The organism is Rathayibacter sp. AY1A5 (genome assembly GCF_002930875.1).
In the GTDB taxonomy this organism is placed as follows: domain Bacteria; phylum Actinomycetota; class Actinomycetes; order Actinomycetales; family Microbacteriaceae; genus Rathayibacter.
The window spans coordinates 41734-66076 of the sequence record NZ_PSTM01000014.1; the positions used below are offsets into that span (position 1 = coordinate 41734).

Here is a 24343-nt window from a genome sequence, read left to right on the forward strand (position 1 = left end):
CGGCGACTCCCCCTGAGCCGGCGGGGCGGGGCGTCGATCGGGCGTCGCGGACCGCTGGGGCGAGGGGGAGGAGAGAGGGGTCGCTCGTGACGACCCGACCACTTTACTCCGTGTTCTCCCAGGTTCGTGTGCGGGCGGCCCCAGGACGGGGGCCGCCCGCAGTGGTTCAGCTCCGCAGCGAGCGGAGGAGCAGAGCGGTCGAGACCGCCGCCTCGGCCGCCTCGCGCCCCTTGTCCTCCTTCGAGCCGGGAAGGCCCGCGCGATCGATGCCCTGCTGCTCGGTGTCGAGGGTGAGCACGCCGAAGCCGACCGGCTTGCCCGTCAGGATCGAGACGGTGGTGAGCCCGGAGGTGGCGGCGTCCGAGACGTACTCGAAGTGCGGGGTGCCGCCGCGGATGATCACGCCGAGGGCGACGACCGCGTCGGCCCCCGCCTCCAGGGCCGCCTTCGAGGCGACGGGCAGCTCGAACGAGCCGGGCACGCGCACGAGCGACCAGGACGCTCCGGCCTCGTCGAGGGCTCGGCCCGCTCCGGCGATCAGACCGTCGCTGATCTGCTCGTGCCAGGTCCCCGCGATGACGACGACGCGCAGTCCCGCGCCGTCGAGAGGGGAGGTGGTGGGGGCGCCGCTACCGGCCATTGCTACTCCTTCGTGGTGGCGCCGGCGATCCCGGCGTCGAGGGCGAGGCCGGAGATCCCGGCGTCGAGGGGGTCGTGGTCGAGGACGCTGTCGAGGGTGTGGCCCATGCGGTCGCGCTTGGTCTCGAGGTAGCCCTCGTTGAAGGCGCCGACCCCGACGACGAGCGGCACGCGCTCGGCGACGACGATGCCGCGGTCGGTGAGCTGGCGGACCTTCTCGGGGTTGTTGGTGAGCAGGCGCACCTCGGTGAGGCCGAGGTCCTCGAGGATCCCGACCGCCGCTCCGTAGTCCCGCGCGTCGGCGGGGAGCCCGAGGGCGAGGTTCGCGTCGAGGGTGTCGAGTCCGTCCTCCTGCAGGCGGTAAGCGCGCAGCTTGTTGATCAGGCCGATGCCCCGGCCCTCGTGCCCGCGGAGGTAGACGACGACGCCGCCGTCCCGCTGGATCGTGTCGAGGGCGGCGTCGAGCTGGGGTCCGCACTCGCACTTCAGCGAGCCGAACGCCTCGCCGGTCAGGCACTCGGAGTGCACGCGCACCAGGGCGGGCCGCCCCGCGGCGACCTCTCCCGCGAGGATCGCGACGTGATCCGCTCCGGTCTGCCGGTCGCGGTAGGCGCGGATGCGGAACGGGCCGTGGGTGGTCGGCACCGTGGTCTCGACCTCGAAGCTCACCCGCGCGCTCTCCGGGACCGCGACCGTGACGGGCACCTCCGCGTCGCAGTGGAACTCCTGCAGGTACGCGATGAGGGCCGCGACCGTGGTCACCGGCACGCCCTCGCGCTCGCCGAGAGCGATCAGCCCGGGCAGCCGCATCATCTCGCCGTCCTCGGCGACGATCTCGGAGATCGCGCCCACGGGGTACAGGCCGGCGAGCTTCATCAGGTCGACCGCCGCCTCCGTGTGCCCGTCGCGCTCGCGCACGCCGCCGTCGACGGCGCGCAGCGGCAGGATGTGGCCGGGGCGGTTCAGGCGGGACGGGGTCGCCTCGGGGTCGGCCAGCACGCGGAGGGTGTGCGCGCGGTCGGAGGCGCTGATGCCGGTGGAGAGCCGGTCGGCCGCGTCGACGGACAGCGTGTAGGCGGTGCCGCGCGGGTCCTCGTTCTCGACCACCATCAGCGGCAGGGCGAGGCGGTCGGCGATCTCGTTGGTCATCGGCGCGCAGATGAACCCGGAGGAGTGGCGGACCATCCAGGCGATCGTCTCCTGGCTGGCGAGCTGGGCCGAGACGATGACGTCGCCCTCGTTCTCGCGGCCCTCGTCGTCCGCGACGATGATCGGGCGCCCGGCGCGCAGCGCCTCGACGGCCTCGGGGATGGTGGCGAGGCTCATGAGCGGGCCTCCGCGATCGAGCGCAGCGCGAGCATCCGCTCGACGTGGCGGGCCAGGAGGTCGGTCTCGATGTTGACGTGATCGCCGATCGCGCGCGCGCCCAGCGTGGTGACGGCGAGCGTCTCGGGGATCAGCGAGACCTCGAACCACTGCTCCGGCTCGGCGGCGGGGCTGATCGCCGAGACGGTCAGCGAGACGCCGTCGACCGCGATCGAGCCCTTGTCGACGACGAGCGGGGCGATCTCCGTCGGCAGCGAGAACCGCAGCACCCGCCAGGCCTCGCCCGGTGCGATCGCGAGCAGCGTCGCCGTGCCGTCGATGTGGCCCTGGACGATGTGGCCGCCGAGCCGGTCGCCGACCAGCGCGGCGCGCTCGAGGTTCACGGGGTCGCCGACGCCCACGGTGTCGAGGGTCGACATCCGCAGGGTCTGCGCCATGACGTCGGCGGTGAAGCCCTGGTCGGTGTGCTCGACCACGGTGAGGCAGACGCCCGAGACCGCGATCGAGTCGCCGTGCCGCACGCCCTCGACGGCGAGGGGCCCGCGGATGCTGAGGCGGATCGCGTCGGCGCCCGCCTCGACGGCGGTCACGACGCCCTTCTCCTCGATGATTCCGGTGAACATCAGTGGGTCTCCATCTGCAGGGCGTGGGGGAGGCGGGCCGGGGTGCCGGCACCGCCCGCGGGGAGGACGTCGGGGCGCGCGGTCACGAGGAGGTCGTCGCCGAGGATCTCGACCGAGCGGAGGGAGAGGCGCCGGGCCCCGCCGATGCTCTCCACGCCGAGGTCGCCGAGCGCGAGGCGGGGGCCGCCGAGGAGCGCGGGCGCGAGGAACACGAGGTACTCGTCGACCAGTCCGGCGGCGACGAGCGCGGAGGCGAGGGTCGGTCCGGCCTCGACGTAGACGCTGCGGATCTCGGCGGAGTAGAGGTGCGCGAGGACCGCGGCGAGGTCGCGGGTGCGCTCGACCACGACGGCGCGGGGGTGCTCGTGCAGGCGGGCGCCCGGCGGCACGGGGCGCATGCCGACGACGACGGGCACCGGCTGGTGGGCGAGGAGCTCGCCTCCGTCGCCGCGGGCGGTGAGCGCGGGATCGTCGGCGAGGACGGTCCCGGTGCCGACGAGGATCGCGTCGTGCGCGGCACGCTGCTCGTGCACGCGCTGCCGGGCCGCCGCTCCGGTGATCCAGCGGCTGCTGCCGTCCGCCGCCGCGGTGCGGCCGTCGAGGGTCGAGGCCCACTTGAGCGTGACGAAGGGGCGGTGCAGGCGGGTCGCGGTGAGCCACGGGTGGAGGAACTGCTCTCCCTCCTCGGCGAGCACGCCCTCGATCACCTCGACGCCGGCCTCGCGGAGGGTGCGACCGCCGCCGGCCGAGCGCTCGCCCGGGTCCGGCACGGCGTAGACGACGCGGGAGACGCCCGCCTCGATCAGGGCGCGGCTGCAGGGACCCGTGCGCCCGGTGTGGTCGCACGGCTCGAGCGAGACGACGGCCGTCGCGCCCTCGGCGGCGCCCGCCGCGACGTGCGACAGGGCGTCGACCTCGGCGTGCGCGGTGCCGGCTCCGTGGTGCCAGCCCTCGCCGAGGACGGTGCCGTCGGGCGCGAGGATCACGCAGCCCACGCGCGGGTTGGGTCCGCGGGCGGGCCCGCGCTCGGCGAGCGCCAGCGCCCAGCGCATCGCGTGCTCGTAGTCGATCGTCATTCCCGGTTCTTCCGTTCGTCGCCGAACTCCGGGGTCTCGATCGACGGTGCGCGGGCACCGTCGCTCAGCATCGCGCGGTGATGCGCGACGCTCGTGCTGCCTCTCCTCCGGACTTTCACCGTCGGTCCTGGAGTTCCACCAGGTCAACCGCCGCCCCTCTCGAGGGGCTGCGGCTCGCGGACTGTGACCGCCGGTTCGGAATTCCCACCGACCCCGGAGCACGTGCTGTCCGGTCAGCCTACCCACCCGCCGCCCGGCGGGAGCCTCCGCGCGTCACACTCCCGGCGCACGGTCGGCTGGCGCGGGCGGGCGGCGCTCGGACGCAGGGGCCGGGTCGCGCTCGTCGAGTCCCGCGCGGCAAAGCACGCCCGGCTCAGTGCCGGTGCTCGTCCACCCAGCGCGGGAAGGGGTCCGCGTACTCCGCCCAGGCGGCGGGGCCGGCCAGCAGCTCCTCGGGGGTGAGCAGGCAGCTCTGCAGGACGGCGGTCAGCCTCACGGTGTCCAGGCCCGTCCCGAAGAAGGCGAGCTCCTGGCCGAGAGGCGCATCCTCGTCCCAGCTGAGCAGGCTGGTCGGGTCCAGCGTCAGCACGTCGCCGGCGACCGACCACGAGCCGACCCGGTCGGCGCGCGTCGCCAGGCGCACCAGGCCGCGCGAGCGGAGGATGCGGCCCACCTTCTCCGCCACCAGCTCCCCGTGGACCGCCGTGCTCAGGCGGCCGGGGTGGAAGGGCAGCGGATCGCGGAACACGAACTCCTCGACGGTCGTGCCCGAGGCGCGGCGCCGCGAGGTCCCGTTGAGGGCGCACTGCCAGCCCATCGAGGAGGCGATCGCGTGCGCGCGCCGGGGGTGGAGCCTCCGTGGCGCCGCCGGGAGCTCACCGGCGGGGAGGAGATCGGCGGTGGGGGCGAGTGCTCGCAGGAGGTCGCGGACGAGTGCGGTCCGCTCGGGGTCGCTCTCGGAGAGGGGCTCGGCGAGGGCGACGAGGCTCGAGAACTCCAGGCGGGCGGCGAGGCGCTCCGCCGAGTCGAAGGAGGGGCCCGCGCCGCCGCAGAGCACGCGCAGGATCTCCTCCGTCGACGTCACGGCGACCACGTCGAGGATCGCGATGCGGGTGTCGGCGGGATGCCGCTGCGCGCAGAGGTGCTCGAGCACGAGTCCGATCTCGAGCGGGTCGGCCTGGCCATCGAGGGCGACGACCGTGTGACCGCGGTGGCCGTCGTCGGCGTCGGCCGCGAGGCGCCGGTGGAGCTCCTCGGCGAGAGCGGGACCGTCGGCGCCGGGCGGATCGACCTCGAAGGCGATCCGGGACTCGGGCCTGCCGGCGAGGAGTGCGGCGGTCCGCCCGGCGTCCTGGGGGTCGGTCGCGCTGACGAGGGTGACGGCGAGGACGGGGGGTGCGGGGTGGTGGGGCTCCATGGACCGCTACTCTATCGATAACAGTTCTCATTAACGACAGGAGCATCCGTGAAGGTCCGCAACTCCCTCAGGTCGATGAAGGCGCAGCCCGGCTCGCAGGTGGTCCGCCGCCGGGGCCGCGTCTTCGTGATCAACAAGCTGAACCCGCGCTTCAAGGCCCGTCAGGGCTGAGCGCCGACGGGAGGGTGCGAGCCCTCCCGTCGCGCACGGCCTCAGTGCTCGTCGTAGTGGCCGGCGTGAGCGGCGTGCTTGTGGCCGTCGTGGACGAAGTCCACGTGGTCGTCGTGCTGCACGGTCTCGTGGCCGCAGGCGTCGCCGTGCTCGTGGTCGGCGGTCGAGTGCTCGGCCTCCGACTCGTGCTCGTCGTAGTGGTCGCCGTGCAGGGCGTGGTGGTGCGTGCCGTGGACGTAGTCGACGTGGTCCTCGTGCTGCACGGCCGGGTGGCCGCAGCCCTCGCCGTGCCCGTGCTCGGTGACGGGGTGCTCGGCGTGGCGATCGGTGGTGCTCATGGTGCTGCCTTTCCGGATGCGGGGGCCGCGGACGCGACGGGCTCCAGTCGACCAGATCCATAAACGCATTGCAATGGATGCGCCTAATCGAGAGCGATCATCGTTCCCGACAAGGACGGAGGTCACCCCTCCAGGGCGTGCCGGACAGCGTCGTCGACGATGTGCGTGACGTGGGTGTCGGCGACGGAGTAGTGCGCCTCGCGGCCCACGCGCTCGACCGCGACCAGCCCGGCGGTGCGGAGCATCCGCAGGTGCTGCGAGACCAGCGGCTGCGAGAGCCCGGTCACCTCGGCCAGCCGCCCGACCGTCGACGTCTCCTCGGCGAGGGCCCGGAGCAGGCGCAGCCGGGAGGAGGAGGACAGCACCTTGAAGAGCTCGGCGGCGGGTTCGAGGTCCTCGGTCATCTGCTCATGTAAGCAGAGGCGCATGCGCCGTGTCCGCGCGGCGCCCCGCGCGCCTCCGGCTACCCTCGGTGCGATGGACGAGGACAGGTACGGGCAGGACGTGCTCGCCGGCGACTGGCGCGCCCGCGGCAGGGTCGAGGTGGCGGTGGTCGAGGCCGAGCGCGATCTGGTGGTCGAGGAGGTCGCCTCCGGCTTCGTGGGTGCCGTGCTCGGCGTGGAGCTGCGGATGGTGCGGCTGGAGGACCGGTTCGGCAAGGTCCGCGTGTTCCCGCTGGGGCCCGGGTTCCTCCTCGAGGGGAAGCCCGTGTCGCTCAAGGCGCCCGGGCTGAAGCGCGACGCCGGCCTCGGTCGCGCGCGCTCCGCCTCCGGCTCCTTCCACGTCGCCGACGCGAAGGCGCGGGTCGCCCTGCCCAGCCGCATCTACGTCGAGGGCCGGCACGACGCCGAGCTGGTCGAGAAGGTCTGGGGCCACGACCTGCGGGTCGAGGGCGTCGTCGTCGAGTACATCGAGGGCGTCGACAACCTCGACGAGCTGGTGCGCGAGTTCCGGCCCGGTCCGGGGCGCCGCATCGGCGTGCTCGTCGACCACCTGGTGCGCGGCTCGAAGGAGTCGCGGATCGCCGAGCAGGTCGCCGCCGGTCCGCACGGCGCCCACGTCCTCGTCGTCGGCCACCCCTACATCGACGTCTGGCAGGCCGTGAAGCCCGGCCGGATCGGCCTGGAGCGCTGGCCCGAGATCCCTCGCGGAACCGAGTGGAAGCACGGGATCTGCGAGGCGCTCGGCTGGCCGCACGAGGAGCAGGCCGACATCGCGCGCGCCTGGCAGCGCATCCTCGGCCGGGTGCGCACCTTCCAGGACCTGGAGCCGGCGCTGCTGGGCCGGGTCGAGCAGCTCATCGACTTCGTGACGGAGCCCGCATGACCCGGCACGCGGGCCTCGGCCTCGCCCTCGACGCCGTGCTCGTCCTGGTCTTCGTGCTGATCGGCCGCGGGAGCCACGACGAGGGGTCGGCGCTGATCGGCCTGCTCACCACGCTCTGGCCGTTCCTGGCGGCGCTCCTGCTCGGCTGGGTCGTCACGCGCTCGTGGCGCTCCCCGGACCGGATCGTGCCCGCCGGGCTCGTCGTCTGGGCGGTGACCGTCGCGGGCGGGATGCTCCTGCGGATCGCCTCCGGGCAGGGCGTGCAGTGGAGCTTCGTGATCGTGACGGCCGTCGTGCTGGCCGTGTTCCTCCTCGGCCGCCGCGCTCTGACGCGGCTGATCGCCCGCCGGCGCTAGGCGGACCGGCGGCTCAGCCCACCCGCACCCCGAAGTGCTCCGCGAACAGCGGCAGCAGCAGGCTGAGCTGCAGCTCGGAGAGGGTGGCGCCGCGGAGGCCGTCCAGCCCGGTGAGCACGTGCAGCTCGGCGCCGCGCAGATCGAGGTGCTCGATCCGGGCCCGGGAGAGATCGAGGGAGCGGACGTCGCAGTCGACCAGGCGCAGCCGCGTGCCGGTCGCACCCGCCAGGTCGAGCTCGTCGATCGTGCAGCGCTCGAGCAGCACGTCGCGCACCGCGGCTCCGCGGAGGTTCAGGTAGCCGAGCTTGCAGTCGGCCACGCGCACCTGCTCCCAGGTGCTCTCGTAGAGCTCGGCCGAGCCCAGCCGCGAGGCGAGCAGCTCGACGGATCGGAGCCGGCTCCGCGGCGCCGAGAGCCCGGGGACGTCCAGCCGCTCGAGCCGCGACTCCGCGATCGACGCGGCCCGCAGCTGGGCGCCGTCCAGGACCACTCCCTCCAGCACGCACTCGCTGAAGGAGGCCGCGGTGAGATCGGCGCCGGTGAGGTCGGTGCCGGCGAAGCGCAGTCCTTCGGCGTGCTCCCGGGCGCCCGTGTCCCCGGCGTACCCCTCGGCGAGGCCGTCGAGGAGGAGGGGGTCGAGCCGGGGAGGAGCGGTCGCGTCGCGCACGCGGCGAGCCTAGTGCTGGCACCATGGCGGCATGCCCCGCCTGCTCGCCGTGTGCCGCGTCGCCCGCCTCCTGCCCGACTCCGGCACGGTCGGCGTGACCGCGATCGACAAGCGGCCGGTCGAGGGTCCCGTCGGAGTGCGCGACTTGGGCCTCTACGGCGACGTGCAGGCCGATCGCGCGCACCACGGCGGCCTCGACAAGGCGCTCTACGCCTACTCCGACGAGGACGCGCTCTGGTGGGCGGAGCGCCTGGGGCGGCCGGTGGCCGCGGGGATGTTCGGCGAGAACCTGCGGATCGCGGGCCTCGACGTGAGCGGAGCCGTGATCGGCGAGCGCTGGCGGATCGGCGAGGCGGTCGAGGTCGAGGTGACGATGCCGCGGACGCCGTGTGCGACGTTCCAGCGGGCCCTCGGAGAGCACCAGTGGGTGAAGCGCTTCGCCGACGAGGGGCGTACCGGCGCGTACCTGCGGGTGCTGCACCGCGGATCGGTGGAGGCGGGCGACGCCGTCGAGGTGCTGAGCCGGCCCGGGCACGGCGTCCCGGTCGACCGCTGGTACCGCGAGCACAGCCCGGCGGACGCGCAGGCGCTCCTCGAAGCGGAGGAGGCGGGTGCGCTCCGGCCGGCTCCGGCGCTGCGGGCGTCGATCGAGCGGGCGCTCGCCTGACCCGGTCTACTCCCCGCGCGCCTCGCGCTTGAGGCGGCGCTTGACCGCTCGCTCCGTGAGCACCGTCAGGTAGTCCTGCACGGGCCGGTCCTGCAGGTCCGCGAGCTCCTCGCGCACGAGCGGCGCGACCTGCTCCTCGGAGTGGTCGGGGAACTTCTTGCGCACGTTCGCGGTCACGTCGCGCACCACCTGGTCGAGATCGAAGTCGGTCGTCATGCGGAGATCCTGGCCCCTCGAGGTGAACAGGAGGGGCGCGGAGCCCACGGCCCCGCGCCCCTCCTCCGTGCCGATGGTCAGCTCGCGGCGACGGCGATCTCGTTCGGCGTGACGTCGAGCTCGCCCGTGGCGACGACCTCTCCCGTGGTGAGGTCGACGGCGTGGATGCTGTCGGCGGCCGGGTCGGTCACGTAGGCGATGTCCCCGGCGACCGTGATCGCGGGGTGCGGGTCCTGCCACTCGACCGGGCTCTCCCAGGCGTCGACGACGGGGTAGGAGGCGGTCAGCTCGCCGGTCTCGGGGTCGAGGACGTGGACCGCGCCGTCCGAGGCGATCATGTACGCCAGGTCGTCGGGGCCGCGGGCGACGCCGCGGAAGGTGTACTCGACGCCCTCGGGCAGGTCGACGACGTCGAGGGTCTTCGCCTCGGTGTCGATCAGCGCCACGCGGTGCAGGAGGTAGCCCTCGGCGTCGCGGTCGTCCTTGTAGTCGCCGACGATGATCGGGCTGGTCTCGCTGACCCAGGCGTTGCCCATGCGGCCGTACGGCTGGTCCGGCGCCTCGAGCTTCGTGATCTCGCCGCCGTCGTAGACCAGGGCGCCGTTCTCGCAGCCGAAGACGACGACCTCGTTCTCGGCCGTGCCCTCTCCGTGGACACCGGGGCACTGGTCGTTCGTGGCCGTCACAGCGCCGGAGGCGTCGCGCACCTCGATGCCGGTGCGCCCGTCGGCGTCACCGACCGTGGTGAGGAAGGTGCCGTCCTCGAGGACGATAGAGACGCCGTGGTGCGCCTCGACTCCCGGGATGGTCTCGGTCCCGGGCATCCCGTCCGAGGACGCCAGGTCGGCGGTCTCGAGGACGGTCGTGTCGCTCGTGCCGTCGGCGTAGAGGACGGTCTTCCCGGCGTGCCGGACGACGTGGCCCGGGGTGTCCGCGGGGAAGACGATGTCCGTCAGCTCCGGCTCGCCGCTGGTGCCGGCGGCGGTGTCGAGGAGCTGGAACCCCTCGCTCATGGTGACCATGACGTGGCGGTCGTCGCCGGCGGGGTTGAGGCGGGTGAACTCCTCGGAGTCCAGGTCCGCGACGGTCTCGAGGGTCTCGCCGTCGAGGACGAGGATGCCGCCCTCGTAGGCGACGGCGACGCGGGCGCCGGCGGCCGCCGCGGCCTCGGTGGCCGGCGCGGTGGACGCGGAGGACTCGGCGGCCGGGGTCGAGCTCGACGAGCAGGCCGCGAGGACCGTGATCGAGCAGGCGGCGATCAGGCCGAGGCCCGCCCGCCGGACGTGCTGATTCTGCATGGGTGCTTCTTCTTCCTGGTGGTGGATCGGAGGGCTCACGGGGAGAGCCCGGTGGCGATGCGCTGCGTGTTGACGCGCATCATGGCGAGGTAGTCGGGAGCGCCGCCCTCGGGCCCCGTCAGGGACTCCGTGAACAGCTCGACCACCTCCACGCGGATGTCGGCCTCGCTCGCGAGCGCCTGGACCAGGCGGTCGGGAGACGAGGACTCCGCGAAGATCGTGGGGACGCCGGTCTGCTCGACCGCGTCGACGAGATCGGCGAGGTCGGAGGCGGACGGCGCCGCGAGGGTCGTGCCTCCCGGGATGACGGCGCCGACGACGTCGAAGTCGAAGCGGTCGGCGAGGTACCCGAAGACGTGGTGGTTGGTGACGAGGGCGCGGCGCTCGGCGGGGATCGCGGCGAACGCCGCGGCCATCTCGGAGTCGAGCCGCTCGAGCTCGGCGCGGTAGCCGGCCGTCCGGTCCCGGACGGCGGCCGGATCGACGCCGTCGAGCGCGGCGAGCACGGGCCCGAGGGAGTCGACGACGTCGATCATCCGGCCGGGGTCCGTCCAGAAGTGCGAGTCCGGGCTCCCCTCCGCGTCGCCCTCGCTGTAGTCGAGGACGTCGACGGCGTCGCCGGCGACGAACGCGGGGACGTCCTCACCGGAGGCCTCGTCGAGGTGCTGCTGCAGGCCCTCCTCGAGTCCGAGCCCGTTCGAGACGACGAGGTCGGCGGAGCGCAGGCGCGCCGCTTCCTGCGCCGAGATCTCGAACGAGTGCGGGTCGGCGTCGGGCTTCATCAGCGTGACGACCTGCGCCTCGTCGCCGACGAGCTCGCCCACGACGTCGCCGAGGATGTTGGTGGAGACGATGACGAGGGGCCTCTCGTCCTCCTCCGCGGACGTGCAGCCCGACAGGAGCAGGACCGCCGCGGCGGACGCGACGGCCCAGCGGCGCCTCATCGGCCCGTCTCCGCCGTGAAGGCCGGCTCGGTGGCGGTCTCGAAGGTGCGGGCGAGGCGCGCGCCGTCCGCGTAGTCGATCTCGTGCAGCTTCCGCTCGGCGGGCGCGCTGAGGTAGGCCCGCTGCTGGTCGGCGATCAGGACGGGCCGCGAGCCGTCCGCGGTCGTGTCCGCGACGAGTGGCGCGGTCTCGGCGAGGACCGCACCGTCGGAGCCGTCGAGCACCAGCACGCGGCCGTCGGCGGCGAGGGCGAGGACGGTCTCGTCCGCGTCGTCCACCGCGGTGACCTGCGCCAGCGGGGCGGGAGAGGGGAGGAGGCTCCAGGAGCGCTCCCGGGTGTCGAGGAGCCAGATGCCCGCGTCCCCGGCGAGGCCGGCGACCGTGGGGCGGCCCTCGCGGTTGTCGAAGGAGGCGGCGGGTGGCGCGGTGGTGCCGGCGGGGTAGGGGATCCGCTCGACGATGAGCTCCTCGTCCTCGATCGACGCCAGGAGTGCGCCGTCGGAGCAGCCGATGACGGCGCCGACGCGGGTGGTGATCGTCCCGGCGGGGTCGGGGCAGGCCTCGCGGAGGCCCGTCGGCTCGCCGTCCGAGTCGTAGCCGGCGACGGCCGCTCCGGATCCGGACCCCTCGGTCACCAGTGCGGACGAGCCGACGGGCACGACCATCCCGGGTCCGGGCTCGACGTCCTTCCGGAACCGCTCGACGATCGCGCCCTTCGACAGCGCCTCGGTGTCGAGGAGGACCGCCTCGCCGGTGTCGGGGAAGAAGAGTCCGGTTCCGCCGGTGGTCGAGAGGTTCGTCGTGGCGACGACGGCCGTCCCGGAGCCCTCGACCGTGCCGATCAGGCGGGGGTCCGCGCGGTAGTAGTGGAAGTGGTCCACGTGGTCCCAGGTCCACACGCCGCTGTCGACGATCTCGACGCCCGCATCGGTCTGGGCGAAGAGGTAGCGGCCGTCGGTCGTCATCGCGCTCGGTGCGCCGATGGTGCCGAGGCCGGTGACCGTCTCGTCGAGGAGGTCGAGGTGCGACACGGCGCCCGACGGGTCGATCGTCGTCAGCCCCAGGCGCGGCTCGGCGAGCTCGGCGGCGTTCGCGACGGCGCCGTGGCCGGAGCCCGTGTCGTCCGCGGCCGGCGCGGAGGCATCGGTCGAGCAGGCGGCCAGGCCCAGCGCGAGAGCGCCCAGGAGGACGGTGGAGGCGGTGGTTCGGGAGTGCACGGAGTCCTTTCGAGGGTGAGCGGGGGAGGAGCGGTGCCGGCAGGGCCTCATGCGGCGACCGGCTGAGGGCCCGACCGGGACGCGAGGGCCGACGCGGCCGAGCGGACCGCCCAGGACACCGCGGCGACCGCGATGGCCGTGCCGGCGACCGAGGCGCCCGCGGCCGTGGCCGCGTGCCAGGAGACGAGCAGGCCGACGAGCACGGAGGCCGCGCCGAGGATCGACGCGAGCAGCATCCGGGTCGGGATGCGGGTGGTCCAGTGCCCGGCGGCCACCGCGGGAGCCAGCAGGAGCCCGACGACGAGGAGCGAGCCGACCGCCTGGTAGGAGGCGACGACGGCGAGGGTCACCAGGCCGACCAGCGCGGCCTGAGCCGAGCGCGGACCGAGGCCGAGCACCGCGGCGATGCGCGGATCCAGCGCCAGGGCGACGAGCGGGCGGTGGAAGGCCGCTGCGACGAGGAGGCCGACTCCGGCGGCGGCGGCGAGCAGCCCGATGTCGACGGGAGTGATCGCGAGGATGTCGCCGAAGAGGATCGAGGTCGCGTCCGTGGCGAAGCTGCCCGAGTGCGAGATCACGATGACCCCCAGCGCCAGCATGGCGACGAAGAGCAGGCCGATGCTGGTGTCGTAGGACAGTCGTCCGCGCCGCTGCAGGGCCGCGATGCCGAGGCTCATCAGCACCGCGCTGGCTGCGCCGCCCACGAGGACGGGCGCGCCGAGCACCGTCGCGAGGGCGACGCCGGGGAGCATCCCGTGGGCGAGCGCCTCGCCGAGGAAGGCCATCCCGCGGAGGACCACCCAGGTGCCGACGACGCCGCAGAGGACCGCGACGAGGACGCCGCCGAGGAGGGCGCGCTGGAGGAAGTCGAGAGCGAACGGCTCGAGGATTCCGGCGAGGAGGCTGGGCATGGTGCCCGACCGTACACGATAATGAGAACAGTTATCACTCCTGTACGCTCGTCGGGATGGACGTCTCACCCCTGCCCGAGCCCCCGGTCCGCCTCCGAGGCGCTCACGTCGACTTCGGCTCCCGCCGCGCTCTCGCGGGGGTCGATCTCGACGTCGCCGCGCGCTCGCTCACCGTGATCGCCGGGCCGAACGGCGCCGGCAAGTCGACGCTCCTGGAGGTGATCGCGGGAGTGCGTCCACTGACGTCCGGCACGCGGGACGTCACCGGAGCGATCGCCTTCGTGCCGCAGCGGGCGTCGATCCCGGACCGCCTCCCGGTGACGGTGCGCGACGTGGTCGCGGTGGGCACCTGGGGTCGGCTCGGCCGCCTCCGCCGCAGCGACGCGCGCGCGGCGGACGCGATCGCCACCGCGCTCGAGCGGATGGAGATCGTCGCGCTCGCCCGGGAGCCCTTCGCGGTGCTCTCCGGCGGTCAGCGGCAGCGGGCGCTCCTCGCCCAGGGGCTCGCCCGCGGGGCCGGCCTGCTGCTCCTGGACGAGCCCACCACCGGCCTCGACTCGGCGAGCGCGGAGCGGATCCGGTCGGTCCTGCGCGCGGAGGCGGACCGCGGCGCGACCGTGGTCTGCGTCTCGCACGACCCCTCCGTGCTGGCCGATGCCGACCGCGTCGTCGGACTCGTCGACGGGGCCCTCGCTCCGGCGGACCGATCCGTCACCCGCGGCCCGTGACGCGGGGGCGCACGGGCCGTCCGTGACGGATCGCACCTGAGCGACGGGCCGCGGGCTGGGAGGATGGGGGGATGACCTCGACGCTGCTCGACCGGATGCCGACGCCCGACGCGGACGGGCGCGTCGACGACGACGCGGTCTACCTGGCCTTCACCGAGTGGGCGGAGTCGCGCGGCCTCCCGCTCTACCCGGCGCAGGACGAGTCCATGCTCGAGATCGCCTCCGGCTCCAACCTGATCCTCTCGACGCCCACCGGCACCGGGAAGTCGCTCGTCGCGATCGGCGCGCACGCCGCGGCGCTCGCCTCCGGGCGCCGCAGCTTCTACACGGCACCGATCAAGGCGCTCGTCTCCGAGAAGTTCTTCGCGCTGGTCGACGTCTTCGGCGCCTCCAACGTCGGGATGGTCACCGGCGACTCCTCGGTGAACGCCGACGCGCCGATCATCTGCTGCACGGCCGAGATCCTCGCGAACCTCGCGCTCCGGCACGGCGAGGACACCCCGGTCGACCAGGTCGTTATGGACGAGTTCCACTTCTACGCGGACCCGGCCCGCGGCTGGGCCTGGCAGGTGCCGCTGCTCACCCTCCCTCACGTGCAGTTCGTGCTGATGTCGGCCACCCTCGGCGACGTGACGGCGCTCGCCGCCGACCTCAGCCGCCGCACGGGCCGGGAGACCGCCCGGGTCACCGGCGTGGAGCGCCCGGTGCCGCTGCACTACTTCTACGAGATCGCTCCGATCCACGACTCCATCGAGGAGCTGCTCTCGACGAACCAGTCGCCGGTCTACGTCGTGCACTTCTCGCAGGCGGCCGCTCTCGAGCGCGCGCAGGCGCTCACCAGCGCGAACATCGCCACCCGCGAGCACCGCGACCGCATCGCCGAGGTGATCGGCGGCTTCCGCTTCACCACCGCGTTCGGCAAGACCCTCTCCCGGCTGCTCCGGCTGGGGATCGGCGTGCACCACGCGGGCATGCTGCCGAAGTACCGCCGCCTGGTCGAGCAGCTCGCCCAGCAGGGCATGCTGCGCGTGATCTGCGGCACGGACACCCTCGGCGTCGGCATCAACGTCCCCATCCGCACCGTGCTGCTCACCGCGCTGACCAAGTACGACGGCACCCGGACCCGCCAGCTCTCGGCCCGCGAGTTCCACCAGATCGCCGGCCGCGCCGGTCGCGCCGGGTACGACACCGCCGGGACCGTGGTCGTGCAGGCCCCCGAGCACGAGTCCGAGAACCGGAAGGCTCTCGACAAGATGGGCGACGACCCGAAGAAGCGGAGGAAGTGGGTCGCCAAGCGCGCGCCGCAGGGCTTCGTCAGCTGGGGCGAGCCGAGCTTCCGCAAGCTCGTCGACGCCGAGCCCGAGACGCTGACCTCGCACATGACGATCACCTCGGCGATGCTGCTGAACGTGATCGCCCGCGGCGGCGACGCCTACGCGAACGTGCACGCCCTGATCTTCGACAACCACGAGCCGTGGAAGCGGCAGCTGCAGCTCGCCCGCCGGGCGCTCGGCATCTACCGGACGCTGCGGGAGGCAGGAGTGGTCGAGCAGAGCGTCGGCGCCGACGGCGTGACCCGCATCCGCCTGACCGTCGATCTGCAGCCGAACTTCGCGCTCAACCAGCCGCTCTCGCCGTTCGCGCTGGCCGTGTTCGACGTTCTCGACCCGGAGTCTCCGAGCTTCGCGCTCGACGTGATCTCGGTGCTCGAGGCGACCCTCGACGACCCGCGCCCGATCCTGGGGGCCCAGCAGTTCCAGGCCCGCGGCGAGGCCGTCGCCGCGATGAAGGCCGAGGGGATCGAGTACGAGGAGCGGATGGAGCTGCTCGAGTCCGTCACGCACCCCAAGCCGCTCGAGGAGCTCCTCGAGGCGACCTTCGAGACCTACACCGCGGCGCAGCCGTGGGTGAAGGACTTCGAGCTCTCGCCGAAGTCGGTCGTGCGCGACATGTACGAGCGGGCGATGTCCTTCGGCGAGTACACCGCGTTCTACAAGCTCTCCCGCTCGGAGGGACTGGTGCTGCGCTACCTGTCCGACGCGTTCCGCGCGGCCCGGCAGACCATCCCCGACGAGCAGAAGAACGAGGAGCTGCACGACCTGATCGAGTGGCTGGGCGAGCTCGTGCGCCAGGTCGACTCCTCGCTGGTCGACGAGTGGGAGGAGCTGGTCAATCCGGCGCTCCACGCGGCGGACCAGGCGATCGTGCCGCCCGCTCCGCGCCGCCTCACCGCGAACCACCGCGCCTTCCGCGTGCTGGTGCGCAACGAGATGTTCCGCCGGGTGACCCTCGCCGCCCTCGACGACCACGAGGCGCTCGGCGAGCTCGACGCCGCCGCCGGCTTCGACGCCGACGCGTGGGGCGCCGCGCTGGACGACTACTACGACGAGCACGACAGCATCGGCATCGGGCCCGACGCCCGGGGGCCGAAGATGCTGCTCGTCACGGAGGAGCCGACGCAGTGGCTCGTGCGGCAGATCCTCGACGATCCGGCCGGCGACCACGACTGGGGGATCTCGGCGACCGTCGACCTCGCCGAGTCGGACGAGCAGGGTGCGGCCGTCGTCCGCGTCACCTCGGTCGGCCGCCTGGACTGATCAGCGGCCGCGCTTCTCCCGGCGCTGCATTTCGGCGGCGATGTCCGCCTCGGTGATCTCCTTGCGGGCGGGACCCCAGATCGACGCGGCCTGGCCGACGACGCCGATCCCGATCCCGATCATCGGCCAGATCGGCCAGAAGTAGCCGTCGGCCCCTGTGCCGACCCAGACGGCGGTCGTGATCGCCGAGACGCTCGCCCATCCGCCGAGCGATCCCAGGAAGTCGCGGCGCCGCTTGACCTCGCGCACGGCGAGCGCGCGCTCGGCGTCCTCGACGCGGGCGGTCTCCACCTCCTCGCCGGAGGCGGCCGCCGGGACGACCTCCGCGGACCGGTCTCGCCGGGCGGACGGATCCGGAGTTCCCCACTCGTTCGTCATGCGGCCAGCCTACGCACGGGCCGTCGGCAGCGGTACGCGGGCTTGAGGCGGCGGTACGCGGGCTCAGGGGGCGGCCGCCTGCTCCGGCTGGCAGTGCGGGCACCACCAGGTGCGGCGCTGCTCGGGGTCGTCGCGGACCTCGTCGCGGACGAGCACCGTCGTGCCGCAGCGCAGGCACGGGCGCCCGGCGCGCCCCGCGACCCAGTGCCGCTCGCCGCGGCGGGTGTCACCGGTGGTGGTCTGGAACATCCCCGGGATCGTGACGGAGGCGCGGAGGCCTCTCGCCGCGGTCGCCACGAGGGCGCGGACGTCGAGGGAGCCGATCGGCCGCCAGGGCCAGACCCCGCGGAGGAAGCAGACCTCGTTGGCCCAGAGGTTGCCGAGACCCGCGAGGCAGCGCTGGTCGAGGAGTGCGGCGACGACGGGCCGGTCCGGGAGGCGGGAGAGGCGCCGGACGGCCTCGTCGGCGTCCCAGTCCGCGCGGAGCGGGTCGGGCCCGAGGTGCCCGACGGCGCGCGGCTCGTCGCGGGTGGCGAGGAGCTCGACGACCGGGAGGTCGATGCCCCACACGGTCGAGTCGTCGTCGAGGCGGAGGCGGACGCGGACGTCCTTCTGCACCGAGCGGGGGACCGCTCGGCCGGGAGCGGTCACGGTCCAGGAGCCCTGCATCCGCAGGTGGGTGTGCAGGGTCGTTCCGCCGGAGAAGCGGGTGAGGAGGTGCTTGCCGTGGGTGTCGTGCTCGAGGATCCTCAGCCCGGCGAGGGAGGTGCCGGCCGCGTCCCCGGAGCGCAGCTCGCCCTCGAGGACGGTGCGACCGTCCGCCGCCCGCCTGAGGCGGGCGGCGAGACGGTGCACACTGTCTCCCTCGGGCATCCCCGAACTCTAGGAGCCGGAGCTCGTCGAGGTCAGGGGTCGCGCGGGATCAGGCGCCGCGGTACGCCTGCTTGTAGACGCGCTCGGTGCCGTCGGGCGCGGTGACCTCGATGGTCGCCGTGCCGGCCTTGATGGGCTTGAAGACGGTCACGGTCTTGACCGTGAACGACTGGCCGGGCTTGACCGTCTTCTTCGTCTTGCTGCCGTACGCCGTCGAGATCTCGATCGAGACCGTCTCGTCGCCGTTGTTAACCGCCGACACCGTCAGCGTCCGCACGACGGCGAGGCGCTTGGTGGAGGCGGTGGTCGCGACGTCGATGACCGTGACGGGCTCGGGCTCCGGGTCCGTCCGGGTCTCGGGCAGGTCGAGGCCGACGACGACCGGGTCGTGGTCGCTGGAGCGGTACGCCGAGGTGTCGTAGAAGATCGTCGCGTTGTAGTCGTAGCGGCTGTACTCCAGTGCCACGGACTCGCCGCTGTTGATGTTCCAGGTGTCGACCCCGGTGACCGTCCTGTCGGCCGCGGGCGAGGCGAAGACGTGGTCCAGCGAGCCGACCGCGCCGTCGAACGAGTACGAGTACTTGCCGTCCTTCGCACCCTGGTCGATGTAGCCGGCGTCGGTGATCACCTTCACCGGGTCCTCCTTCGAGTAGGCGTTGAAGTCGCCCAGCAGGTAGACGAGCTCGGTGGCCTTCTCGGTGCGGAGGCGGTCGGCGAAGGCGACGAGGGCGGTCGCCTGCTTCACGCGCGAGGCGTTCGAGGCGCCCTGGCCGTCGCCCTGGTCGGCGTCGGCGCCGGATCCGGAGCCCTTCGACTTGAAGTGGTTCACGATCGCGACGAACTCGCTGGCGCCGTCGCCGAGGAGGCGGAACTCCTGGGCGAGGGGCTTGCGGGCGTTCGAGAAGTTCACCGTGTCGTTGAGCACGACGGACTCGCCGACCGGCTCGATGACGGCCTTCTTGTAGATGAAGGCGGTGCGGATGACGTCCTCGTCCGCGAGCGCGGGGAGCGCTGCGGGGGAGGGGACGTAGGCCCAGACCTCGGAGCCGGCCGCCGTGTTCAGCGCGGCGGTCAGGGTGGCGAGGGCCTCGTCGCGCGGCTTGCCGAACTTGGCCGAGTTCTCGATCTCCTCGAGCGAGACGACGCCCGCGCCGAGGGTGTTGATCGCGGTCACGATCTTGGCCTGCTGGCGCTCGAGGTCGTCGGCGTTCGCCGCGCCGCGGGCGTCGCAGCCGCTGTTGACCGTGACGGGGTCGCCGTCGCGGTCGGTGTAGAAGGTGCAGCCGGTGATCGAGTCGCCGGTGGTGGAGAAGTAGTTGAGCACGTTGAAGGACGCGATCGAGAGGTCGCCGCCGACGGCCTCGGGCTTCGCGGTCCGGGTGTTGGCGAAGGTCGCGGGCTGCACGTCGCCGGCGTTCTCGACGGTCAGCTGCGTGGTGGGCTGGAAGGCCCAGCCGCCGTTGCGGTAGTCGAGGACGACGGGGCGGGCGAAGGTCGCCGGAGCACCCACGCGGATCGGCGCGGTGGGGGTGAGATAGGGCAGCGGGATCGCCTTGTTCGCGGCGGCGCCGAGGAAGTTGATCGACGCGCCGTCGTCGAGCGTGATCGCGCGGGCGGCGTTGTCGGCGACGACGGCGGCGAGCTCCGGTGAGCCGGGGCGGGCGACCTCGGTCGGCGTGAGCAGCGGGGACGTGCCGGCGGCGAGGCCGACCGAGCCGAAGCTGTTCAGGTCGAAGGTGTCGGTGACGGTGTAGGCGCCCTGCGGAGCGATCAGCATGCTCTCGAGCACCTCGCGCTCGGCGGCGGTGCGGGGGAGCGCGACAGCGGCAGGGACCGGCGCTGCAGCGGCGGCGTCGAGCTTGACGACGGTCGCGGCCGAGGTCGGGGTGAGCTCGGTCAGGCCGTTGTACTCGCTCACCTCGCCGGTGATGCGCAGGTGGTCGCCGATCGCGACCGACCCGACGGAGGCGGAGGAGAAGACGAAGACGGCGTCGGAGGCCGTGCGCGAGCTCTCGCCGCCGGTGCCGGGGGTCTGGATGACGTAGCCGTTGTAGCCGCCGGACGGGTAGCGGGCGGTGACGACGCCGGAGGTGGTGACGGTGCTGCCGACGAGCGGCGACGCGTCGCCGGTGCCCTGGATCTCCGCGATGGAGACGGCCGGGATCTCGGCCGGAGGGGTCGTCGGGGGAGTGGTCGGCGGGGTCGTCGTCGGCGGCGTCGTGGGCTCGGGCTCGGATCCTCCGCCCGCGGCCTGCGGGGTCGGTGCGCCGAGCGCGAAGTCGGCCGAGTTGACGTCGGTGTCGCCGGTGGCGGTGTCCGCGCGGGCGATCGTCTGGGTGAGGGAGGGCACCGTGGCGACGGACGACTCGAAGGTGTTCGAGGTGCCGTAGCCGACGAGGTCGATCACCGCGTCCGGCTGGGCGGCGGCGCCGGTGGGCGGCGCCACGAGCGCCGAGGTCCCGTCGACGAGGAAGAGGGTGCCGCCCGCGGCGGCCATGTTGAGGCCGTTCGCGCTCTGGTCGGGCGTCGGCAGGGCCGCGCCGTTGGTGCCGTTGCTGGCGCCGGCGAGCAGGAAGTGGCCGCCGGCGGGCACCGAGCCGGTGAGCGGCACGGTCGTGGTGGGGTTCGCGGTGCCGGTCGCCGAGCGGTACTGGATCGAGAGGCCGCCGAGGGCGATCTCGGCGGCGGTGGGGTTGTAGAGCTCCACGTAGCGGTTGCTGAACGCGGCACCGGCGGAGCCTCCGCGGGCGAAGACCTCGCTGATGACGAGCTCGTCGCCCGAGGGCGCGGCCGCGGCGGAGGTCGCGACCAGCGGAGCGGCCGCCAGGGCCAGTCCGGTCAGGGCCGCCAGGCCGAGCCCGCGCCTCCGGCGGCGGTCGGGCGGGGTGGGAGAGTCGGGCATGGTGGTCCTCTCGATCGCCGCTCGGAAGAGCGGTCGCAGCGTCGTCGCCACGCGGCGCGGCCAGCGCACCCCCGGAAGGGGCACGCATGGTCACGCTATGCAGTGCGGGTGCCCGGCCTGTGAACCGGACGTTTCATGAACGTAAACTCATCCACCGACATCGGGGCGCGCGGGTGCCGCTCGCGGCGCGTTCGCGGCTTCGCGGGCCACACTCGTCGGATGATCTCCTTCGAGCTGGCCCGTGCCCTGCGCACGGCGGGCGTGCGCTGGACGCCCCGCACCGGTGACCGCTTCCGCATCGAGCGGGAGGGCTTCGACGGCGACGTCTTCACCGTCAGCGACATGACCATCGAGGCGCACGAGTACCCGAGCGGGACCGTCCTCGGCTTCAACGGCACCACGGAATGGGCGCTCGACTCCGTCTCCCTGGAGGACTCGCTCTGGCTGCCGCGGGAGGACCAGCTGCGCGAGCTCCTCCGCGGGACCTTCCGCTCCCTCCGTCGCCTCGCCGAGCCGGAGACGCGGTTCGCCGTCGAGGTCGAGCTCGGCGGCCGGGCGCGGACCTTCGAGGACGCGGCGGCCGAGAACGCCTACGCGGAGGCGCTGCTCGCGCTGGTCAGCTCGGTCGCGGTCGACCTCGACGACGTGGACGAGCTGGACGCGGCCGACGAGCCCGACCGGGCGGCCGAGCGGGCCTGAGACTCCGTCCGACCCCGACCCTCCGCATCCGGCGGGGCTAGGACGCCGCCTTCTCCGCCGCCGTGGTCTTCTTCGGGGTCCGCTTCTTCGCAGGCGCGTCGGCGCCCTTCTCCGTGTCGGCCTTCTTCGCCGCGGGCTTCTTCTTCGCGGCGGTCGTCGCCGGAGCCTTCGCCGCCTTCTTCGGGGCGGGCTTCGTCGCGGCCTTCTTCTCGGCGGGAGCCTCCTCCGCCGGCGTCCCCTTCGCCCCGCGGCTGCGCTCGACCGAGCGCTTGAGCGCCTCCATCAGGTCGAGTACCTCGCCGCCGCCCTCCTCCTCCGGCGCCTCGCCGAAGGTCGCGGCGGTGTCGAGGGCGTCGCCCTGCTCGATCTTGGCGTCGATCAGCGTGCGCAGCTCCTCCTGGTACGCGTCGTGGAACTTCGCGGCGTCGAAGTCCTCGGAGTAGGAGTCGACCAGGTGCGCCGACATCTCGAGCTCGCGCGCCGCGATCCGGGTGCTGCCCTCCAGCGACGGGAACTCGACCTCCCGTACCTCGTCCGCCCAGAGCAGGGTCTGCAGCATCAGAAGCTTGCCGCGCACGCGCAGCGCGGCGAGGCGGGTCTTCTGCCGCAGCGCGAACTCGACGATCGCGGTGCGGTCCGTCTGCTCGAGGGTGCGGCGCAGCAGGACGTAGGCCTTGGGGGAGGAGGAGTCGGGCTCCAGGATGTAGGCGCGGTCGAACATGATCGGGTCGACCTGCTCGCTGGGCACGAACTGCACGACGTCGATCTCGCGGTCGCGCTCCTCCGGCAGCGCCTTGAGCTCGTCCTTGGACAGGACCACGGTGCGCTCGCCGTCGTCGTAGGCCTTGTCGATGTGGTCGAAGGTGACGACCTCGCCGCAGATCTCGCACTTGCGCTGATACCGGATCCGTCCGCCGTCCTTGTCGTGGACCTGGTGCAGCGGGATGTCGTGGTCCTCGGTCGCGCTGTAGATCTTCACCGGCACGTTGACCAGGCCGAAGGTGATCGCGCCCTTCCAGATGGCTCGCATGCGCCCAGTGAACACCGTGTCCCCCGGCCGCCGGAAGCCCTGTCGGACGTGAGGGAGCCCCCGACCGTCGAAGGGACCCGCCGCAGCTCGACGGTCCGGGGTCCCCTCAGGGCGGAACGACGGAGCCGCCCGGTCGTCGCGGAGCGACGGCCGGACGGCTCCGGGGCGGTGGCGGCTAGGCGCGCTCGGCGCGCCGGCGGCGCAGCGCGGCGAGCAGGAGCCCGCCGACGCCGCCGGTGATCAGCAGTCCGCCGAGGCCCAGCGGCAGGCCGATGTCGGCGCCCGTCGAGGCCAGGGGCGGGCGGCCGCCGGGGTGCGGGGCCACGGCGGTCGGCGTGCTGCTCGGAGTGGGAGCGGCCGTCGGTGCGGTGGTGGGCGCGGTCGTCGGGGCGACGGTCGGCTGCGCGGTCGGAGCGACGGTCGGCTCGGCGGTCGGGGCCACGGTGGGCTCCGGCGTCGGGGTCGGCGTGGTCGGGTCCTTCTCGGCGTCGATCGCGGAGGTGTCCGCGGCGAACGAGGCGGTCACGAAGGCGATGGCCTTCGACGTGATGCCGAGCGCCTCCTGGTTGATGTTGTCGATGTCGTCGGCGGCGGAGTGGTAGTTCGGGTCGTGCGTGATGCCGGCGGTGCCGCCGAACAGCGCGACCTCCTCCTCCGTCTTGACGTCGTCAGCGCCGGTGAAGACGCCCGAGGACGGGATGCCGACCGAGATGAAGCCGTCGTAGTCGCTGCGGCCGTCGAACGCGGTGTCGATCCAGGGCTGGTCGATCGAGTCGAAGTAGTCGGTGAACGCCTTCTCGGTCGCGATCGAGCCGGCGGGCACGTCCACGGGGGCCTCGTAGGTGGACTGGTCCGCGTCGTAGACGGAGATCACGTAGTTCGGCGAGGCGACCATGTCGAAGTTCATGTAGGTCGCGATCTTCGAGGCGTCCTCCTCCGTCAGGGAGTCGACGTAGGTGTAGGAGCCGACCAGGCCCACCTCCTCGGCGCCCCACCAGGCGAAGCGGACCGCGTTGGTCGTGTCGCCCGCGGCGGCCAGCTGCACGGCTGTCTCGAGCAGCGTCGCGGACCCGGAGCCGTTGTCGTTGATGCCGGGGCCGGCGGGCACGCTGTCGAGGTGCGCGCCGAGCATGACCACGTTGTCGTGGTCGCCGCCCGGCGTCTCCGTGACGATGTTGAAGGTCTCCACCTCGGTCGTCGTCTGGTCGATGAGGACCGAGACGCTCGCGGGGAGCGACGCCAGCAGCGCCTGCCCCTCGGCCTGCGTGACGCCGACGCCGGGGACGGCGGCCTCGTCCTGTCCGCCGAACGTCCCGTTGAGGGCGTCGCTCGGCGCGTTGTCGTAGATGATGATCGCGGCGGCGCCGGCGGCACCGGCGGCGACCGACTTCTCGAGGAAGCTGCAGGAGCCGCGGCTGACGAGCGCGATCTTCCCGGTGGCGTCGAGGCCGGTCCAGGCGTCCGTGGTGCAGCCGAGCGGATCGACGGGGGCGATGAGCTCGCCGGTCACGCCGCCCTCGGGCGTCGACGGAGTGAACTCCATCGGTGTGCCGACGGCGCCGGTGCCGGTGGTCAGCGTGAACGCGTCGATCGTCTGCGTCGCGGTGGTGAAGTCCTGGCGCTGCGTCGTGTAGCCGGCGTCCGCGAGGACCTCCTCGACGTACGCGCCGCTCAGCTCGTAGCCCGGAGTGCCGATCGCGCGGGTGCCGCCGTTGGCGTCCGCGATCGCCTGGAGCGCCTCCAGGTGGGTCATGATGCCGTCGACCGTGACGGTGTCGGCGAAGTCGACCGGCTCGACGGCGCTCGCCGTCGGCGCGAAGGCGAAGCCGGCGACGAGGGCGCCCGCTCCGATCATCGCGCTCGAGCCGATCAGCGAGCGGCGTCGGCGGCCGCTCGGGGTGTTCGTGGTGGTTCGCGCCACTGGGGCTCCCTCTCCTCGAGAAC

The 24343-nt window shown here is 73.3% G+C and carries 25 protein-coding genes and 1 riboswitch; of the genes, 7 read left to right on the forward strand and 18 right to left on the reverse strand.

The window, feature by feature from the left end; translation table 11 throughout:
• Positions 1–166: 166 nt before the first annotated feature.
• The 5 genes from ribH to C5B98_RS11150 all read right to left on the reverse strand — a co-directional run bounded on the left by ribH (position 167) and on the right by C5B98_RS11150 (position 5081).
• A complete protein-coding gene (gene ribH / locus C5B98_RS11130) occupies positions 167–640 on the reverse strand; it encodes a 6,7-dimethyl-8-ribityllumazine synthase (RefSeq protein ID WP_104222223.1) in 474 nt (157 codons plus the stop codon).
• Between the two features lie 2 nt (positions 641–642).
• Positions 643–1965 (reverse strand): GTP cyclohydrolase II, encoded by a 1323-nt coding sequence (ribA, locus tag C5B98_RS11135; protein ID WP_104222225.1) that lies wholly within the window; start codon positions 1963–1965, stop codon positions 643–645.
• Entirely contained in the window at positions 1962–2588 is a 627-nt protein-coding gene (locus tag C5B98_RS11140) for a riboflavin synthase (protein ID WP_104327800.1), read from the reverse strand. Before C5B98_RS11140 ends, ribA begins: the two co-directional genes overlap by 4 nt.
• On the reverse strand, positions 2588–3664 hold the full coding sequence (gene ribD, locus C5B98_RS11145) for a bifunctional diaminohydroxyphosphoribosylaminopyrimidine deaminase/5-amino-6-(5-phosphoribosylamino)uracil reductase RibD (protein ID WP_258063500.1): 1077 nt from the start codon (positions 3662–3664) through the stop codon (positions 2588–2590). Before ribD ends, C5B98_RS11140 begins: the two co-directional genes overlap by 1 nt.
• 91 nt (positions 3665–3755) lie before the next feature.
• Positions 3756–3888: riboswitch (FMN riboswitch) on the reverse strand.
• A gap of 149 nt (positions 3889–4037) precedes the next feature.
• Entirely contained in the window at positions 4038–5081 is a 1044-nt protein-coding gene (locus C5B98_RS11150; protein ID WP_104327801.1) for a GTP-binding protein, read from the reverse strand.
• 48 nt (positions 5082–5129) lie between these two features.
• On the opposite strand from C5B98_RS11150, the gene ykgO reads away from it, so the two are divergent.
• The gene (ykgO, locus tag C5B98_RS11155; RefSeq protein WP_104226896.1) at positions 5130–5252 is read left to right on the forward strand and encodes a type B 50S ribosomal protein L36; all 123 of its coding nucleotides are present in this window, start codon (positions 5130–5132) and stop codon (positions 5250–5252) included.
• 41 nt (positions 5253–5293) lie between these two features.
• Here the strand turns inward: ykgO and C5B98_RS17305 are convergent, their stop codons facing one another.
• Both C5B98_RS17305 and C5B98_RS11165 read right to left on the reverse strand, forming a co-directional pair.
• Positions 5294–5590 carry a hypothetical protein gene (locus tag C5B98_RS17305; protein ID WP_104327802.1) on the reverse strand — a complete coding sequence of 99 codons (297 nt, stop codon included), beginning with the start codon at positions 5588–5590 and terminating at the stop codon, positions 5294–5296.
• A gap of 122 nt (positions 5591–5712) precedes the next feature.
• Entirely contained in the window at positions 5713–5994 is a 282-nt protein-coding gene (locus tag C5B98_RS11165; RefSeq protein WP_104222235.1) for a helix-turn-helix transcriptional regulator, read from the reverse strand.
• A 73-nt stretch (positions 5995–6067) separates the two neighbouring features.
• On the opposite strand from C5B98_RS11165, the gene C5B98_RS11170 reads away from it, so the two are divergent.
• Both C5B98_RS11170 and C5B98_RS11175 read left to right on the forward strand, forming a co-directional pair.
• Complete coding sequence (locus C5B98_RS11170; protein ID WP_104226898.1) at positions 6068–6916, forward strand: DUF3097 domain-containing protein; 849 nt, start codon at positions 6068–6070, stop codon at positions 6914–6916.
• Positions 6913–7272 (forward strand): DUF3054 domain-containing protein, encoded by a 360-nt coding sequence (locus C5B98_RS11175; RefSeq protein ID WP_104233715.1) that lies wholly within the window; start codon positions 6913–6915, stop codon positions 7270–7272. Before C5B98_RS11170 ends, C5B98_RS11175 begins: the two co-directional genes overlap by 4 nt.
• 13 nt (positions 7273–7285) lie before the next feature.
• On the opposite strand, the gene C5B98_RS11180 is transcribed toward C5B98_RS11175, so the two are convergent.
• A complete protein-coding gene (locus tag C5B98_RS11180) occupies positions 7286–7939 on the reverse strand; it encodes a pentapeptide repeat-containing protein (RefSeq protein WP_104233714.1) in 654 nt (217 codons plus the stop codon).
• 31 nt (positions 7940–7970) lie between these two features.
• Here C5B98_RS11180 and C5B98_RS11185 point away from each other — a divergent pair, with 31 nt between their 5' ends.
• Positions 7971–8606: an MOSC domain-containing protein gene (locus tag C5B98_RS11185; RefSeq protein ID WP_104327803.1), complete on the forward strand. Its 636-nt coding sequence runs from the start codon at positions 7971–7973 to the stop codon at positions 8604–8606.
• Between the two features lie 6 nt (positions 8607–8612).
• Here C5B98_RS11185 and C5B98_RS11190 read toward each other — a convergent pair whose 3' ends face one another.
• From C5B98_RS11190 to aztB, 5 genes are all read right to left on the reverse strand, one after another.
• A complete protein-coding gene (locus C5B98_RS11190; protein WP_104262881.1) occupies positions 8613–8822 on the reverse strand; it encodes a three-helix bundle dimerization domain-containing protein in 210 nt (69 codons plus the stop codon).
• 77 nt (positions 8823–8899) lie between these two features.
• Complete coding sequence (gene aztD / locus C5B98_RS11195) at positions 8900–10120, reverse strand: zinc metallochaperone AztD (protein ID WP_104327804.1); 1221 nt, start codon at positions 10118–10120, stop codon at positions 8900–8902.
• A 35-nt stretch (positions 10121–10155) separates the two neighbouring features.
• Positions 10156–11064 (reverse strand): zinc ABC transporter substrate-binding protein AztC, encoded by a 909-nt coding sequence (gene aztC, locus C5B98_RS11200; protein ID WP_104267523.1) that lies wholly within the window; start codon positions 11062–11064, stop codon positions 10156–10158.
• Complete coding sequence (locus tag C5B98_RS11205) at positions 11061–12281, reverse strand: ABC transporter (RefSeq protein WP_104327805.1); 1221 nt, start codon at positions 12279–12281, stop codon at positions 11061–11063. Before C5B98_RS11205 ends, aztC begins: the two co-directional genes overlap by 4 nt.
• A 47-nt stretch (positions 12282–12328) precedes the next feature.
• Positions 12329–13192: a zinc ABC transporter permease AztB gene (gene aztB, locus C5B98_RS11210; RefSeq protein ID WP_104283876.1), complete on the reverse strand. Its 864-nt coding sequence runs from the start codon at positions 13190–13192 to the stop codon at positions 12329–12331.
• 56 nt (positions 13193–13248) lie between these two features.
• Between aztB and aztA the strand changes: the two genes are divergently transcribed.
• Both aztA and C5B98_RS11220 read left to right on the forward strand, forming a co-directional pair.
• Entirely contained in the window at positions 13249–13920 is a 672-nt protein-coding gene (gene aztA / locus C5B98_RS11215; RefSeq protein ID WP_104327806.1) for a zinc ABC transporter ATP-binding protein AztA, read from the forward strand.
• 71 nt (positions 13921–13991) lie between these two features.
• Entirely contained in the window at positions 13992–16517 is a 2526-nt protein-coding gene (locus C5B98_RS11220; protein ID WP_104327807.1) for an RNA helicase, read from the forward strand.
• Here C5B98_RS11220 and C5B98_RS11225 read toward each other — a convergent pair whose 3' ends face one another.
• The 3 genes from C5B98_RS11225 to C5B98_RS11235 all read right to left on the reverse strand — a co-directional run bounded on the left by C5B98_RS11225 (position 16518) and on the right by C5B98_RS11235 (position 20670).
• Entirely contained in the window at positions 16518–16895 is a 378-nt protein-coding gene (locus C5B98_RS11225) for a 2TM domain-containing protein (protein WP_104272851.1), read from the reverse strand.
• 63 nt (positions 16896–16958) lie between these two features.
• Complete coding sequence (locus C5B98_RS11230) at positions 16959–17768, reverse strand: DNA-formamidopyrimidine glycosylase family protein (RefSeq protein ID WP_104222261.1); 810 nt, start codon at positions 17766–17768, stop codon at positions 16959–16961.
• A gap of 49 nt (positions 17769–17817) precedes the next feature.
• Complete coding sequence (locus C5B98_RS11235; RefSeq protein ID WP_104327808.1) at positions 17818–20670, reverse strand: ExeM/NucH family extracellular endonuclease; 2853 nt, start codon at positions 20668–20670, stop codon at positions 17818–17820.
• A gap of 219 nt (positions 20671–20889) precedes the next feature.
• On the opposite strand from C5B98_RS11235, the gene C5B98_RS11240 reads away from it, so the two are divergent.
• A complete protein-coding gene (locus C5B98_RS11240; protein WP_244229602.1) occupies positions 20890–21369 on the forward strand; it encodes a pilus assembly protein CpaE in 480 nt (159 codons plus the stop codon).
• Between the two features lie 37 nt (positions 21370–21406).
• Here C5B98_RS11240 and C5B98_RS11245 read toward each other — a convergent pair whose 3' ends face one another.
• Positions 21407–22399: a Ku protein gene (locus C5B98_RS11245; protein WP_104327809.1), complete on the reverse strand. Its 993-nt coding sequence runs from the start codon at positions 22397–22399 to the stop codon at positions 21407–21409.
• A gap of 175 nt (positions 22400–22574) precedes the next feature.
• Positions 22575–24320 (reverse strand): M28 family peptidase, encoded by a 1746-nt coding sequence (locus tag C5B98_RS11250; protein WP_104324215.1) that lies wholly within the window; start codon positions 24318–24320, stop codon positions 22575–22577.
• Positions 24321–24343 lie beyond the last annotated feature (23 nt).